We start from the raw sequence: 16012 nt of genomic DNA on the forward strand, positions 1-16012 counted from the left end.
AATTTCTCACACGGCAAGTTAATGGAATCTTCACAAAGAACAAAAAATCAATAAACATAACCATAAACATCTGTTTTTATTGTTTTTAATTTACATTGAATATTTTCAAATGTGATACTGATTGTTTCACATCTTTATTTTTTGTACCCAAAAACACCAAAAATATCATGCCCTCAAACTATTAGATTTCAATATGAACTTTTAATTTTCTCTGTATAAAAGTCCAGATGCGCATAGCGAAATGACACTGCAACCTAGAGATAAAAAATGTCGAAAAGGGAAATGATGAGAAAAACAAGGAATTGCGAGTTCGCACGAGCTCACTTTGGCTCGTCACATAGTCGCATGGTCACAGCTTTACCGAAAAATAAATATGTGACCATGCGACACAACATAGAATTACGCTGTTCTGTAGCTCAATCGGCTTCCGAATGCTTTTATGCGCTCTACCAGTAAATAGTTCACCGGCACTAAGATAAGGGTAATTAGCGTAGCGAATATGATGCCAAAGCCCAAAGACACCGCCATTGGAATTAAAAACTGAGCTTGAGTTTGCTGCTCAAACAACAGTGGCATTAAGCCAAAAAAGGTTGTGATACTTGTAAGCATTACAGGCCTAAATCTCGCAGCCCCCGCTCTAAGCACAGCGTTCATTAGTTCAGCACCTTTCGTTCTTTGTTTGTTGATGTAGTCAACAAGTACCAAGGAGTCATTTACCACAACACCAATTAAGGCCAGCATACCCAGTAAACTCATAATGGTCAGCTCCATTGACATGATCCAATGACCAATCACAGAGCCAATCAAACCAAAAGGGATCACACTCATTACAATTAACGGCTGAACATAGGATTTAAATGGGATAGCGAGCAGCGTATAAATGATGAAAAAGACAAAAAGCAGCGCCCAGCCCAGTGAGCCAAATGACTCCCTTTGCTCTTTGGCCTCCCCCTCCAGGGAGTGTGTTACGCCAGGATATTGTGCAACTAGCTGATCTAAAAAGACCTTTAACTCCTCCTGTAACACAGTCATATTAGTGTTTTCCTTTTCAATATCAGCGGTAATATTCACGGTTCTATATCTATCTATTCGATAGATACTCGAAGGACTTTGTCCGGGAGTTAACGTTGCCACATGATTTAACGGAACAGCACCTTGATTTTCGATATTGATCAATAACGTATTAAGCGTTGCTAGATTGCTGCGCTCAGATAGTGGCAGCCTCACCATCACACGCACATCATCACGGCCTCGCTGGATCCGTTGCACTTGAGCACCAAAAAATGCACTGCGGATCTGATTTGACACTTCCGTACGAGTCAAACCAAGTGCCTTCCCTTGCGCTGTGAGTTCAATTTGCAACTCTTCTTTGCCATCACTCAGGCTATCTGTAATATCAAACACAGTTGGGAAAGTCGCCAAATTCGCTTTGACTTGCTCAGCGGCTTCTTTCAACACAGCCAAGGAAGTACCAGTCAACTGCACATCAATTGGATCACTCGAGCGGCCAATTTCAGCCCTAAACGTCAAACTTTCTGCACCCGGGATCGTACCAATCAATACCCGCCACTCTCTCACCAATTGACGAGAGTCAACACGCAATGAACGAGTTTCAGGCGGTGTTATCTCAAACCGAACTCGGCCTGAATTAGACGCCCCACCGCGTCCACCTGTTGTTGCTAAAATATGCGTGATAACACTTTCCCCGGTGTCAGGGTCAACATATTTTTCTTTTAAAACCTGAGCTTTATCAGACATTAAATCGATATATTTGGCGGTTACCTCAAATGGCGTACCTGTTGGTAGTGTCAAGTTAGCGCGCACTGTCTCACTGGGAATACGAGGAAAGAAAATAAACTTAGTCCAACCACTCATGATGAGCGCTAAAATCACCAAAAATACGCCAATAAATCCACTTAAGGTGGCCATTTTGTGTGATATTGCCACTTTTAATATTGGTTGATAATACTTGAGGATCCCGCGCTCAAAACCATCTGCAAACCGTTGCTGAAAAGCACTAAAGCGGCTTGGTTGCTGAGCATTTTTACGTGGTTTTAGGTTTTTTAAATGAGCAGGTAAGACAAATTTTGACTCAACCAAGGACATTAACAAAACAGGGATCACAACAGCTGGGATCTGCGCAAAAATAGCGCCCCTTGCACCATCGATAAATGCCAACGGTAAAAATGCAGCAACAGTAGTCAAAATACCAAAAGTTACAGGAGTCGCAACTTCTTGCGTGCCCCTTATCGCCGCCTCTTCTCCCGACTCTGAGCTATTAAGATGTGTATAAATATTCTCTCCTGTGACAATTGCATCATCAACCACTATCCCAAGCACGAGAATAAAACCGAACAGACTCATAATATTGAGACTTATGCCAAAAAATGGCATTGCTAAAAATGCCCCCATGAAAGACACGGGAATACCAATAAAGACCCAAAACGCAATGGCTGGGCGCAGAAATAGTGTCAACAGTGCCAACACCAATATGCCACCTTGCAGTGCATTAGAAGTTAAGGTCGAAATACGGTTTTTTACTATGACTGAATCATCATCCCAATAGCTTAACTCATAACCTTTTGGCAAGGTCTCTTGGCGTTGTTCGATATACGCTTTAACTTTATCCGCAACCTCAATAGCACTTTGTTGGCCAATGCGATAGACCTCTATAAACGCAGCTTGCTTACCATTAAATCGCGTGCGCACTGGTGTTTCTTCAAAGCCATCAATAATATTTGCAATATCAGACAAGTATAAAACGGAACCGTCTGTATTTGTCTTAATTGGAATGCTCGCAAACTCATCTTTACGATAAGCCTGCCCTTTTGAGCGAAGTAAAATATCGCCACCAGAGGATTTTAGGTTACCCGCAGAAATATCTGCGCTAGATTGGCCAATTAAATTCGCCACCTGCTTTATCGTTAAATTGTATTGCCTCAGTTTGTCTTGGCTAAGTTCAATGGCAATTTCATAATCACGCACACCGTCTAAATCAACTTGCGTCACCCCTTCAATACGCAACAAGTCATCTCGAACCTGCTCGGCGAACTCTCGCGTTTCCTTTTCAGAATAACTCCCAGCGACCGTGACTGTGATGACATCACGCTTGCGCTCAGCAAGTGATATTACTGGCTTTTCCGCATCTGCTGGAAAGGTATTTATGGCATCAACCCGACTTTTTACATCCGCCAACATTTCTCTTGGGTCATAGCCGTTGTCAACTTCAATATTTACATTGGCGCCGCCTTCTGAAGAGCGGCTAGAAATTTGTTTTATGCCCTCTAAGTCTTGTACAGCCTCTTCAATACGAATAGACACTCCCTGCTCTACATCTTCAGGGGTTGCACCGCGCAATGACATGCTGATGCTAATTCTATCTGTTTCAAAAGAAGGGAATACTTCCAGCGGGATCTTGGTCGACATAGCAAACAAACCACCAAACAATATTGATAGCATCAATAAGTTTGCTGCGACGGGGTTGCGTGTAAACCAGGCTATCATATCCCAGTCTCCCGAGCTTGGCGCTCTCGCTCTGCAAGCAGTTGCTTAATGCTTACGCCGCGCTCCGCTGCTATTTTTTTCAATCTACGCTTTTGTTTGTCTGTAAGTTGCTGCCACTTTGGGGATTCAAAAGCCGACCCTTGCTCACCTTGATCATTGCGCAGTGCAACAGGTGTACCCGAACTTACTTGCCCCAAAGACGTCGTTACTAAACGCATTCCCTCACTAATTCCGGAGCGCACAATCGCAAACTCATCGTTTTGCCACGCCAACGAAATATCTCTACGCATAAGTAAGTTCTGCTCATCTAGTACATACACGTAGCTGCCTTGATAAATGGCGCTGCTTGGTATGGTAATGGCATTTTCTAGGGTTTTTCCTTCAATTTTTGCATTAACGTATTGGCCAATCTTAATCGCAAAGTCACCTTGTTGATTAACAGAAAATGGATCGTCTATTTGTGCGACCACGTACAACTGCTGTGACAACTCACTAATTGCGCCTTCTGTACGGACGATTTTACCTTGCCATTGCTGGGCTTTGACCAAATCCGAATACAAAGTAACAGACAGGCTGTTTATGTGGTCGTCACTGTCTCTGTAATGCTCAGGCAAACGCATAAATGCCAAGTCTCGATTGTTTATGGGTAGCCTTATTTCTACATAATCCGTCGCATAGATTTCAGCTAGTTGGCTATTACTAGAAACAACCTGTCCTAAATCAACCTTCTTATTTAAAATGCGACCCGCGAATGGGGCTAGGATACGTGTGCGTTCTAACGCTAACTCGGCCTTAGTCAATTTGGCTTGAGCGGACAATACATTTGCTTTTTGCGCTTCTAACTGCGGCTTTCTGAGCACAAGCTCACCGGCCTGCCCACCATCACCTAAGCGTTGCCAGTCAATTTGTGCTTGCTTCCCCCTTGCTTGCTCTTCTAATAAACTTTGTTTAGCGCCGAGTAATGCGGCTTTGGCAACCTGAACTTCTGCTTGATAATCTCTATCATCAATTTGTAATAACAGTTCCCCTTTTTCAAAAAAACCACCATCTCTGAAGCTATTGCTAATAAAGCTGATTTCACCTGAAACCTGTGCAACCAATACACTTTGTGTACGCGGCTTAACAATCCCATAACTATCAAGTGCCATAGCAAACGGTTTTGCTTGTATCACTTCAAAATCCACCACCATTTGCGCCTGCGCTTTACTCTTACCTCTTTTTGCTTGAGGCGGATTAGAAGTAATAAATACAACCAGTAGAACAGACATTGTCAGTATCGCTACAGGTAAGATTATTCGTTTAGCCAATGTCATTGTTTACATCCTTAGGCTCTGTTTGCTGAAAATCACCACCCAATGCAAGGTGCAGTTCAACTCGATTTTTAATTAACTCGTTTTTGATAGAAATGAGGCTGCTCTTTGCATCAAATGCACGTTTTTGCGCATCTAATACCGTGGTGTAACTCACCAAGCCTTTTTGATATTGTTCAAATGAAAGTTGCTCAGCTAACTGAGCGTTTTTTTCTGCGATTAAGGTTTCTTGATAGCGCTTTTTCAGCGCAACTTCCGCGCTGATACCATTTTCAACATCACTAAACGCTTCTTGCAGGTTGTTCAAGTATTGAAGCTCCAGCGACTTAAGCTGGGCTCTGGCGATTTCTTCCCTCGCAGCCAGTTTGCCCGCATTAAATAGCGGCGCAGAAATACTCGATAACAGTGACCAACCAGCCGCAGAAAAAGACAATACATCGTCAAGTTGCTCGCCACTGGGTCCATAACCGGCGCTCAATTTTAGACTTGGGAAACGCTGTTTGTGAGCAAAAGCTAGCGCAGCATCTTGTGCTAATAGCTGATACCAGCTAGCCAATAGCGCGGGCTTGCGGCTAACCAATGTAGATGGTACGCCCGTTGAAAGCGTTGAATCTAACAGCGGCAGTGGCGCGTTAACAGCTAACATTCCACTTGGATACTCTCCTACCAAACGCTCCAACTTTCGAACCCGAGTCTCTACCACTGATTTCTGTTGCGCTAATTTTGCTTGCTCATTGTTGAGCTCTGTGCGAGCGAGATAAACATCGAGTGCACTGTTAAGACCTTGCCTATACCCAGACTCAATGATGTCCAAGTTTTGCTCAACCACAGCCAAACGATCATTTAACAATTGCTGTTGAGTTTGCCCTTCTATGACAGCAAACCAGCTAATTACGACATCTGCGACCAAATTATGTGTTTGCTGCTCATAATTTGCCAAACTCGCCATCACTGTAAGATTGGCTTGCCGTTCTTCTTCACTCAGTTTGCCCCAAAGATCAAGCTCATAGCCAACTTTAAGATCAAGTGCATGTTCAGTTGAAAAGGTGTTAGACGACGATTTACGCCTCACGCTATCAAGTGATATATCGAGTGTTGGCCACAGCGCACTGCCACTGACAACCAACTGCTGCTTCGCAACGTCTATGTCTATGGCCTGCTGCAACAAAACCAAGTTACTGCTCAATGCAGTTGTTACCAATTGATGTACTTGAGGTTCGGTAATTTGCTCCAGCCAACTTGGTTTTACAGGGCCGCTTGTATGTTGATACTTCCACGACGCGGGTATTTTTAATTTTGAACGATACTCTTCGTCAATTTGATGCGTCGATTGGCAACCGAGTAGTAAGCTCGACAATGCTATCGCCAACGAGGTTTTTAGCCACATTATTACAATTCCTATAGGCTCAACTCTACTATTCTATTTTAGTGTACTGTGTGAAATTGCACGTCCTCAATGAACTTTACATAGACTTACATTACACTAACTCCATGAGCGTAAAAGCACAGCATTCATACCATTGTGAGCCTCTTATAGATCAGTTTTAATCGTTTTTAGATGGCAACAGTATGCTGTTCAGGAATTCAAGCTTAGGTGTGGAAACTTTTATCGGAGAAAATAAAAATCAACTTATAAAGTATTTTAATTATTAAATATAACCTCTTGGAATATAGATAATCGAAATAATTTTTTCATTCGAACTGTTATTTCTTGATCAATCTGCTTGTTTATTAACGTGAACGATTCAACAGATTGGAAATATATAATGAATAATAAATTAAATATTGTTACCGCCGGTTTACTATTAGCACTTGGGCAAGCAAGCGCACAAACATTTGATAATAGTGTGCAAGAATATGACCCGACAAAACATGTCTGGGAATACACTTATAAACTGGCTGATGGCGACCCTCTTGTTGTTCATCAATGGCACCTTCAAAACACGGGCCAATCTGCTGGTGCAATTACTCCTGGAGTGGCAGGTATTGATTTGAACTTAGACTTTACACATCGCCGTGGTATTTTGGGTCAAGGGATCAATATTGCTGTTATTGATGATGGCCTTGCTACCTACCACCCAGACCTTGCGCCAAACGTGGTACAAGGCAACACGCCTAATCCTAACCCTTACATCTATCAGTACGAATCAAGAGGCCGTCTGAGTATTGACGACCACGGTACAAAAGTTGCTGGGATCGCGGCAGCTGCTGCATACAACGGCCAAGGTGGCCGAGGAGTAGCACCGAATGCCACGCTGACAGGTGTAAACTACATAGGTAAAGAACGCAATATTAACAGCCGCACGCTTGCCATCCGCTCTGTTATGGATATGGATGGTGCTGTTCAACCTATGAATAAACTCACAGATGCGCGCGTTATCAACCAAAGTATCGGTTATTCATTTTCTGACGCTAGCATCTATGGTGATTACCGTGCATTCTTTGATGATATTGACGCTGTAACTAAAAGAGCAGTAACGGAGAGTCACGGTGGTCGTGGTGCAATGGCTGTTAAATCAGCAGGTAATAGCCACTACATTGGTGGTCGTTGGCTAGACAGAGACAATGGTCTTTTGACACTAATTTACCCTAATGGCTATGCACTGCCAGCATATGACGCGTCAATTGCAGATCCGACAAATGCCAATTTCTGGAACTTAACGGTTTCTGCACTGAATGCAAAAGGTAATTTAGCGGCTTATTCTACAGGTGGTTCAGCGGTGTTACTTACAGCGCCAGCTGGTGAATGGGGACGCTATAGCCCTGCGACAGTGACCACAGCTCTACCTAAGTGGTGCACAGATGCGACAGAAACACAATGTGAAGAGCCAATGTACGCATTTAACATGAATGGTACTTCAGCTGCAGCACCTGCTCTATCTGGCGCGGTTGCACTTATCATGTCGGCAAACCACCAGCTATCTTGGCGTGATGTAAGACACCTAATGATCACTACTGCAACAAAAGTAGATGCTGATGCACAACCTCGCATGATTGGTGATTACGAAGCTATCCCAAGCTGGCAAGTGAATGGTGCAGGTCACGCGTTCCATTATGACTATGGTTTTGGTTTGGTTAATGTAGATGCGGCAGTTGAAAAAGCACTACAAACAGGTCCTATCCTAGGTGACCTACAAATCAAGTCATATGACGTGCCGGTAAAAGCAGACGCGTTTATTTACGATGGTGATTTCACTGGTACTGAATCAGTTCACACACAAACTGATGACCTAACAGTTGAAGCCGTTCGCGTACACTTAAGCTTAGATCATGAGCGTCTTGGGGACTTATCTGTTGAGCTTATTTCACCTAGTAACACGCGCAGTGTCATCTTAACCGCTGGTACGGACATCGAAGGCAATAAGTTCAATGACAATGTGATCCTTTCGAACCATTTCTATGGTGAGTCAGCAAAAGGTGATTGGAAACTACGTATCATCGATACAAATGCAAAAGACTCATGGTCTGAAAGAGTATACGACCTAGGTACAGGTAAGTTTGTTGAAGGTTCAAAAACGGTTATTCCACAACGTGGCGATAAAGTACAACCTAACAATACTAAACCAGGTCAGTTAACTGGCTGGAGCATTACGTTCTACGGTCATTAATAAATGATTATAAGAGAGCTATACCTATAGCTCTCTTATAATTTTAAATTGCGTTCACCATTAGATAAACACTGGTAATATTTATAGGTTTCACGTAATTAAAAAATGCATATCCACATCGAATTTAATTAATTTAACCTCTCTCGTAGTAGGAATAGTATTCCGGCCCACAACCTGATTTTCAACGCTCCAACAAAGTAATTACAACTGAATTAAATACATTTCATAGTGTGAAAATCCATCTGTATTTTCTTTCCCTTCCTTAATATCACTTGCCAACCAAATTGGCTTAAATGTTAATAAAAACCATATAACCCCATAGTTTATATAGAAAGAACCGAACTCCACAGACAAGATTTTTATTACTAATTCTATTGAAACCCTTGTGGTTTTCAATCAAAAATGGAGACAGAGATAATACTTCAACTTAAATCATTTTATATTTAATGATGGAACTAAATAATGCGACTAGGATATGGATGATGAGAAAAAAAGTAACAAAAGACATTTTAGGAAGTACCAATGTAGGTGGTACTTCCTAATTTTCTATTTAACTATAGTATGCTTCGCCTGCTTCCGCTTTCGCTTTCAGCGGCTCTGACGGCGTGAATACATCGTTTTCAGTTGCATAAGTAGACAACTCTGAACACACTTTATTGATACCGCGTTTATCCATGTAGCTAAATGGACCGCCTAAGAATGGTGGGAAGCCAATACCAAAAATTGCACCAATATCGCCATCTCGAGCAGAGGCGATAATCCCTTCATCTAAACATCGAGATGCTTCATTTAGCATCTGCGCAACACAGCGGTTAGCAATTTCTTGCTTATTCAAACGTGGAGCCTGCGTGATCCCTAACAAAGCATAAACCGATTCGTCGACAGTCTTGCCTTTTTTCCCTTCATAAGTATAAAAACCGCGTCCAGTTTTCCTACCTAGGCGTTTATTGTCTATCATACGTTCAAATGCATTTGGCGCTTTGAAACGATCACCAAGCTCTTTTTCAAGAATTGGCGCGATTTTAGACCCAATGTCAATGCCGACTTCATCGAGTAGTGCAAGAGGCCCAACCGGAAAGCCAAACTCTACAAGTGCCTGATCGATTTTCTCAATTGGTTCACCGGCAAGCAGTAGATTAGCAGCTTCATTTACATACGGTGCCAAAATACGATTCACATAAAAGCCTGCTTTATCTTTCACTACAATCGGTGTTTTACCCTGCTTTCGTGCAAAGTTCACTGTCTTTGTTATGGTTTCTTGAGACGTACTCATATGAGGGATAATCTCAACCAACGGCATTTTCTCTACTGGGGAGAAGTAATGTAATCCAATCACATTCTCAGGGCGCTCAGCTTTTTCTGCAATTTGTGCAATTGGCAGCGATGAAGTATTACTGGCGAATATCGTTGACTCTGAACACTCACGCTCAATATCTGCAACCATACCCTGCTTCAATGCTAAGTCTTCGAAAACAGCTTCAATAACAATATCAACATGCTCAAAACCACTGTAATCTGTCGTGCCAGTGATGCTGTTCATGGTCGATTGCATTTCGGCTTTAGATAAAATACGGCGTTTTTGCTTTTTAGATAAAATCTTGTAGCTGTAGTTTAGGGCATTGCTGATCCCTTGATGCGCTACATCTTTAATACGTACTCGTACGCCTGCTTTTGCAGCACTAACATGGGTGATCCCCGCCCCCATCAAACCGCCACCTAAAACTGCAGCACGTGCGATGCTTGTCTTGTCGTCACTTTGCCACTCTTTTTTCATCTCTGTGGTAGCAAAGAAAATTCCACGCAAAGAGCGTGACACATCTGTCATTACAAGATCTGCAAAGCCTTCCGCTTCAGTTTTGTATGCTTTTAATTCATCTAATTCGACAGACGCCCTTACTGCCTTAATGATTGCTAGTGGAGCCGGATAGTGACCCCCAGTCTTCTTCTCGACATTATCTTGTGCTTTTTTGAAGATAATATTTCGGCCAAATGGATTGGATTCAAGCAGTTGACTGAGTTTATCTAGCTTTGGCTTGCGAGCCTTTGGCTTACCTTTTCGAGCTAGTTTGACCGCGACATCCATCAAAATGCTGTGCGGAACACTTTCATTGACCAGACCAGCTTTTGCAGCTTGTTTTGCGCGCACTTGTTTACCCGTTAGCATCCATTCTAGCGCTTTTTGGATACCCACCAACTTAGGCAAGCGTTGTGTACCGCCACCACCGGGTAACAAACCAAGTTGCACTTCTGGTAAGCCCAACTTTGTTTTGTCATCATTTGTACACACGCGATAGTCACACGCTAATGCAAACTCCAACCCGCCGCCTAAAGCTGCTCCATGGATGGCCGCGACTGTTGGGAAAGGCAGTGCCTTCATTTTAAAAAATGCCTGCTGACACATTTCTGATAGGCGCAATGCATCTTCTCGTGTATGCGCATTGTCAAGCATCTTGATGTCTGCACCTGCAATGAAGTTGTCAGATTTACCACTGACAAACACCATACCAGTTACGTCATCTTTTTTTCCTTTTTCAAGAATTTCGAGCAACTCATCGGCGAAGGAATCACGTAATGTATTCATTTTTTCGCCCGGCACATCAATTGTTACCAATGCAACTTTATGGCTGTTTAATTCATAACTAAATACTGACATTTATGCACTCTCCAATACAAATGCTGCACCCAATCCACCAGCCGCACAAGCTGTTGTCAATGCGAGCCCACCACCTCGGCGTTTTAATTCATTTAAGCTTTGAGTGATAAGCCTCGCGCCTGTTGCCGCAAATGGGTGACCATAAGCTAAAGAGCCACCATTGACATTAAACTTGTCCATATCAATCTCACCTATTGCTTTACTGCGTCCAAGTTTCTCTTGAGCAAACTTATCTGAAGCAAACATTTTGACGTTAGCCAACGCTTGGGCTGCAAACGCTTCATGCATCTCAATTAAGTCAAGGTCTTTTAATTCGATACCAGCTCTATCTAGGGCCAACGGCGTTGAATGAGCTGGACCCATGAGCATGTCTTCATGTACGCCAATCGCAGAAAACGCATATGAACGCACATAGCCTAAAATTTCATATCCTAGGGCTTTTGCCTTACTTTCACTCATCATCAATACAGCTGCTGCACCATCAGTAAGAGGCGTCGCATTAGCCGCGGTCACAGAGCCATGTTTTCTGTCAAACACAGGGCGAAGTTTTGCATACCCTTCAAGTGACGAGTTAGCACGAATGTTATTATCTTTGTCGATAAAACCTTTATATGGTTTTACGTGCGCGGTCATAACTTCTTGCGACAATAGCCCTGCATCCCAAGCTTTTGCAGCTAAAGAGTGAGAGCGGTGCGCCAATGCATCTTGCTCTTCACGGCTAATACCGTGTGTTTTTGCCATTTGCTCAGCTGTGTCACCCATTGACAAACCTGTTGAATATTCAGCAACTGCTGGGGGAACAGGTAATAAATCTTTTAAGCGCAATTGAGAGAAAATCTTCAAACGCTGGCCTAATGTTCTGGCTTTGTTTAAATCAACTAGGCTACCTGCTAGTTTTTTGCTTACACCGATCGGCAATACTGAAGAAGAGTCCGCGCCACCAGCAATACCGACAGCGGTATGACCTGCAATGATAGACTCAGCAACATTAGCAACCGCTTGAAAGCTTGTCGCACACGCTCGAGAAACCGAATACGCATCAACGGATACAGGCATACCCGTGCCAAGTACTATTTCCCGTGCAATATTCGGTGCTTCAGGCATCTGTACAACTTGCCCAAAAACTAACTGGTCGATTTCTTTTTTATCTATGTTTAGGCGTTCCAGCATTTCATTGACCACAGTTTTACCTAGGTCTAGTGCAGGTACGTGGTGGTAAGCCGTGGCTTGTTTTGCAAAAGGAGTACGTAGGCCACTCACAATAGCGATACGGTCTCCGTTTATTGTTTTTAGAATGTTTTGTTCAGACATGAATTTTGCTCTCCCGCTGACAGGTCTGACCTGTTATTTTAATCCGATTCTAAACAACCGAATCCATTCTGCCAATAGAAAAATGGAAATTGTCTGTAAAATCACAGCGCAAATTAAACTTAGCGTGAATTTTGAACAAATCAAAAAGCGTCTGAAAAATATATTAAAAATATGGAACTAAACCAAATAATACGGTCTAAGAAAAATGTGAAAATCCACCTCAAAAGCTTGAGTTTTCCGTTTCAATCCATATAAATAAGCAACAAATTTGTCATAACAAGGACAAACAAGCATGGCAGTTAATGAGTTTACTGAATTAAAAAAATACTTAGACACCCAAATTTTAGGTCAACCTGACTTAACCGAAGCACTTTTAATCGCAATTTTGGCAGACGGCCACCTATTAGTTGAAGGCCCACCAGGGCTTGCAAAAACTCGTGCGGTGAATGCACTCGCCAAAGGCATAGAAGGCAGCTTTCAACGCGTTCAGTTTACACCTGACTTGTTACCGGCAGATATAACAGGCACTGATATTTACAGACAACAAACCAGTGAGTTTGTATTTGAGAAAGGCCCGCTTTTCCATAACCTTGTACTTGCAGACGAAATTAACCGCGCACCAGCTAAAGTTCAATCAGCTTTACTTGAAGCCATGGCAGAGCGTCAGGTCACTGTGGGGAAGACAACTTATCCACTTCCTGAACTCTTTATGGTTATGGCGACTCAAAACCCGTTAGAGCAAGAAGGTACCTATCCGTTACCAGAAGCACAACTAGACCGCTTTTTATTACACCTCAATATTGACTACCCACAAGCGCAAACAGAGTTAGAGATCCTACGTTTGACACGCGGTGAAGCGCTAAGTACAGAAGTGGTGAAGTTTAGCCCGATTAGTCAACAAACGTTATTCGAGGCAAGAAAGAAGGTGCTAGAACTACATTTGGCCGAGCCGCTTGAGCAATATTTGGTACAACTTATAATTGCAACCCGTGAAGCAGCCAAATTGGACGCACAACTTGGCGCTTGGATTGAACTAGGTGCAAGTCCAAGGGCGACAATTGCTTTAGATAAATGTGCCCGTGCCCACGCTTGGTTGCAACAACGTGACTTTGTCACGCCAGACGACATCCAGGCCGTTTTACATGATGTTCTGAGACACCGTATTATTCTGAGCTACGAAGCCCAAGCGGATGGTATTACCAAAGATCAAGTGATCAGCCGCATTCTCGAGCTAGTGCCCGTACCTTAAGGTTTAAACACCACCTATGAAAGCAAATATTGATATACAAAGCTGGTTTGCAAATTGCCATAGCAATGGTGTTGAACTTGGGCTCAAAGAGTTACTCTACTACAAGAGTAAATCTCGACTTCTCGACTTAAAACCTAAAGGTCATATTCGCAGTGCGCAAGCGGGACAATATCTCGCACCGCATAAGGGTCGAGGTATGGAATTTGCCGAAGTGCGTCAATACCAATATGGCGATGATATTCGCGCCATAGACTGGCGCGTCACGGCGCGAACAGGAGAAGCACATACCAAGCTCTATCAAGAAGAAAAAGAGCGCCCTGTTTTTATCTTTACAGACTTATCAAATAGCATGCTATTTGGTAGTCAACTACTGCTCAAGTCCGTACAAGCAGCACATTTGAGTGCCCTCGTCGCTTGGTCGGCGTCTCAACGAGGCGACAGGTTAGGCGGCGTGGTCTTCTCTGAACACAGCCACCATGAGCTCAAACCAACGGCCAGAGACAAAGGTGTACTCGCGTTTTGTCACCAATTGTGTGACGTTCATGAAACAAGCTTAGTTAACCGCGACAATAAAAACACCAGTCGTTTTAATGATAACCTGAAACGCCTTAAGCATTTGGCAAAGCCGGGAAGTTTAATTTACCTCATTTCTGATTTTTCCGAGTTAAATGATGAGAGCTTTTCATTACTCGAAGGCTTGAGTCGCCATTGTGAGTTAATAGGCTGCCAAGTAAGTGATCCGTTTGAGCATGCTCTTCCTGCATACAGTGAAGCAATCGAAGTCCAAGGCACCAATAGCGCATGGACCTTACCCTTAAGCGACAAACAATTCAGAGACAAATTTGCCAAACGTGCGCAAGATGTCTTTAGTGCTCGGTTAAAACGTTTGCAACGCGCAGGCATGACGATGCTCAACTTCTCGGCCGATACGCCATTAGAATCTCAGCTTTCTAGGTAACTACAATGAATCCATCTCCATTAGATGCCTTACATGATGTCTTGCCACCTGAGCAGGTAAATTGGTGGCCCCTATCACTGCCAACATGGGCACTTATTATCACCTCAACGCTGATACTTTTGCTATGCAGCTTCTACTTGTATCGCAGCTGGCAATACGGCGCAGCTAAGCGAGAAGCTATCAAGCTCAGTCAATTAGAAATAAAAGATGCACTGGCATTACACGGTTTACTAAAAAGGCTAACAAAACACTACTATGGTGCCACGGTGGCGGCTCAATCAACGTCCAATTGGTGCCAAACCTTGAACTTGTTGTCAAAAGCACAGTTTAGTGAACAAGATATTGCTTCATTATATAAATCAGATAACAAAAACGATCAGGTTGAAAAACTAATGATGGCAATAAAGACGTTTAAAACCAAGGAGCGCTTAGATGTTTGAATTTGAGTGGCCACTGGCATTTTTACTGCTGCCACTACCTTGGCTCATAACCAAATTAAAACCCATTCCGGCTAGAACCCAGCAGAAAATCCGTATGCCCAGTTATGCAAGTCTGGGCGGCATGGGTACGCAAGAACAATCGTTTTCCCGGAATAAAAACTGGCTTGAAATGCTCATCTGGCTGTTACTAGTTACTGCACTGAGCAATCCCACTTGGTTAGACGACCCTATTACGTTACCAAGCGAAGGCAGAGATATTATGCTCGCGGTCGACTTATCTCACTCAATGGCGGAAGAGGACATGGAGTATAACGGCCGTTACATAGACCGCTTATCAGTTGTAAAAGCTGTACTGGGTGACTTCATAGAGCAGCGCCAAGGCGACAGACTTGGCCTTATCTTATTTGCTGATACCGCATTTTTACAAACCCCCTTAACCAAAGACATAAATACAGTTAGTCAAATGCTTCAAGAGTCACAAATTGGCTTGGTCGGTAGAGCAACCGCCATTGGTGATGCGCTAGGCCTTGCAGTAAAACGATTCAACCAAAAAGAAGAAAGCAATCGCATTTTAATCTTACTCACTGATGGTCAAAATACCGCTGGAAACTTACAACCGGAAGAGGCACTCATCTTAGCGCGTGAAGAAGGTATTAAAGTGTACACCATTGGCGTTGGCTCAGACGGGCGCAGGAATATGGGGTTCTTTTCTTTGGGCAGCATGTCAGGAGCAAGTATAGATGAGCAAACACTCACCCATATTGCCGATGAAACTGGTGGTCGCTACTTTCGAGCTAAAGACGTGCAAGGTTTACAACAAATTTATTCTGAGCTAGACAACTTAGAGCCTATTTCTGCTGAAGACGAAACCTTTCGACCCAAGCTCGCACTATTCTATTTGCCTTTAATGGCTGCATTAGCAATATGGGCCATCGCCCTATTGATTCGTTTTGCAAAACAGTGGAGGCGAGGTAATTAA

Annotated in this window: 10 protein-coding genes; 5 read left to right on the forward strand and 5 right to left on the reverse strand. The window is 43.2% G+C overall.

All coding sequences use genetic code 11. The features are described 5' to 3' along the window. Positions 1 to 399 precede the first annotated feature (399 nt). The 3 genes from N483_RS12225 to N483_RS12235 are packed head-to-tail and all read right to left on the reverse strand — an operon-like array spanning position 400 to position 6201. Positions 400 to 3504 (reverse strand): efflux RND transporter permease subunit, encoded by a 3105-nt coding sequence (locus tag N483_RS12225; RefSeq protein ID WP_023401560.1) that lies wholly within the window; start codon positions 3502 to 3504, stop codon positions 400 to 402. Then, positions 3501 to 4817: an efflux RND transporter periplasmic adaptor subunit gene (locus N483_RS12230; RefSeq protein WP_023401559.1), complete on the reverse strand. Its 1317-nt coding sequence runs from the start codon at positions 4815 to 4817 to the stop codon at positions 3501 to 3503. The genes N483_RS12225 and N483_RS12230 overlap by 4 nt, the downstream gene beginning before the upstream one ends. Then, a complete protein-coding gene (locus tag N483_RS12235; RefSeq protein WP_023401558.1) occupies positions 4804 to 6201 on the reverse strand; it encodes a TolC family protein in 1398 nt (465 codons plus the stop codon). The genes N483_RS12230 and N483_RS12235 overlap by 14 nt, the downstream gene beginning before the upstream one ends. A 379-nt stretch (positions 6202 to 6580) precedes the next feature. On the opposite strand from N483_RS12235, the gene N483_RS12240 reads away from it, so the two are divergent. After that, the gene (locus N483_RS12240) at positions 6581 to 8422 is read left to right on the forward strand and encodes a S8 family serine peptidase (protein WP_023401557.1); all 1842 of its coding nucleotides are present in this window, start codon (positions 6581 to 6583) and stop codon (positions 8420 to 8422) included. A gap of 550 nt (positions 8423 to 8972) precedes the next feature. On the opposite strand, the gene fadJ is transcribed toward N483_RS12240, so the two are convergent. Both fadJ and fadI read right to left on the reverse strand, forming a co-directional pair. Further along, on the reverse strand, positions 8973 to 11075 hold the full coding sequence (gene fadJ / locus N483_RS12245; protein ID WP_023401556.1) for a fatty acid oxidation complex subunit alpha FadJ: 2103 nt from the start codon (positions 11073 to 11075) through the stop codon (positions 8973 to 8975). Beyond that, positions 11076 to 12386 (reverse strand): acetyl-CoA C-acyltransferase FadI, encoded by a 1311-nt coding sequence (gene fadI, locus N483_RS12250; protein ID WP_023401555.1) that lies wholly within the window; start codon positions 12384 to 12386, stop codon positions 11076 to 11078. Between the two features lie 292 nt (positions 12387 to 12678). On the opposite strand from fadI, the gene N483_RS12255 reads away from it, so the two are divergent. Genes N483_RS12255 through N483_RS12270 form a run of 4 tightly spaced genes read left to right on the forward strand, consistent with a single transcriptional unit; the run spans position 12679 to position 16012 of the window. Further along, positions 12679 to 13635, forward strand: a complete 957-nt coding sequence (locus N483_RS12255) for an AAA family ATPase (protein WP_023401554.1) — start codon at positions 12679 to 12681, stop codon at positions 13633 to 13635. Between the two features lie 16 nt (positions 13636 to 13651). Then, positions 13652 to 14593, forward strand: a complete 942-nt coding sequence (locus N483_RS12260) for a DUF58 domain-containing protein (protein ID WP_023401553.1) — start codon at positions 13652 to 13654, stop codon at positions 14591 to 14593. A 5-nt stretch (positions 14594 to 14598) separates the two neighbouring features. After that, on the forward strand, positions 14599 to 15033 hold the full coding sequence (locus tag N483_RS12265; RefSeq protein ID WP_023401552.1) for a DUF4381 domain-containing protein: 435 nt from the start codon (positions 14599 to 14601) through the stop codon (positions 15031 to 15033). Continuing rightward, on the forward strand, positions 15026 to 16012 hold the full coding sequence (locus N483_RS12270) for a vWA domain-containing protein (protein WP_023401551.1): 987 nt from the start codon (positions 15026 to 15028) through the stop codon (positions 16010 to 16012). Before N483_RS12265 ends, N483_RS12270 begins: the two co-directional genes overlap by 8 nt.

Origin of the sequence: Pseudoalteromonas luteoviolacea NCIMB 1944 (assembly GCF_001625565.1) — a bacterium.
In the GTDB taxonomy this organism is placed as follows: Bacteria; Pseudomonadota; Gammaproteobacteria; order Enterobacterales; family Alteromonadaceae; genus Pseudoalteromonas; species Pseudoalteromonas luteoviolacea_F.

Coding starts and splice junctions, on each gene's coding strand:
- N483_RS12225 (WP_023401560.1), bottom strand. CDS start 3,504: ATGATAGCCTGGTTTACACGCAACCCCGTCGCAGCAAACTTATTGATG.
- N483_RS12230 (WP_023401559.1), bottom strand. CDS start 4,817: ATGACATTGGCTAAACGAATAATCTTACCTGTAGCGATACTGACAATG.
- N483_RS12235 (WP_023401558.1), bottom strand. CDS start 6,201: ATGTGGCTAAAAACCTCGTTGGCGATAGCATTGTCGAGCTTACTACTC.
- N483_RS12240 (WP_023401557.1), top strand. CDS start 6,581: ATGAATAATAAATTAAATATTGTTACCGCCGGTTTACTATTAGCACTT.
- fadJ (WP_023401556.1), bottom strand. CDS start 11,075: ATGTCAGTATTTAGTTATGAATTAAACAGCCATAAAGTTGCATTGGTA.
- fadI (WP_023401555.1), bottom strand. CDS start 12,386: ATGTCTGAACAAAACATTCTAAAAACAATAAACGGAGACCGTATCGCT.
- N483_RS12255 (WP_023401554.1), top strand. CDS start 12,679: ATGGCAGTTAATGAGTTTACTGAATTAAAAAAATACTTAGACACCCAA.
- N483_RS12260 (WP_023401553.1), top strand. CDS start 13,652: ATGAAAGCAAATATTGATATACAAAGCTGGTTTGCAAATTGCCATAGC.
- N483_RS12265 (WP_023401552.1), top strand. CDS start 14,599: ATGAATCCATCTCCATTAGATGCCTTACATGATGTCTTGCCACCTGAG.
- N483_RS12270 (WP_023401551.1), top strand. CDS start 15,026: ATGTTTGAATTTGAGTGGCCACTGGCATTTTTACTGCTGCCACTACCT.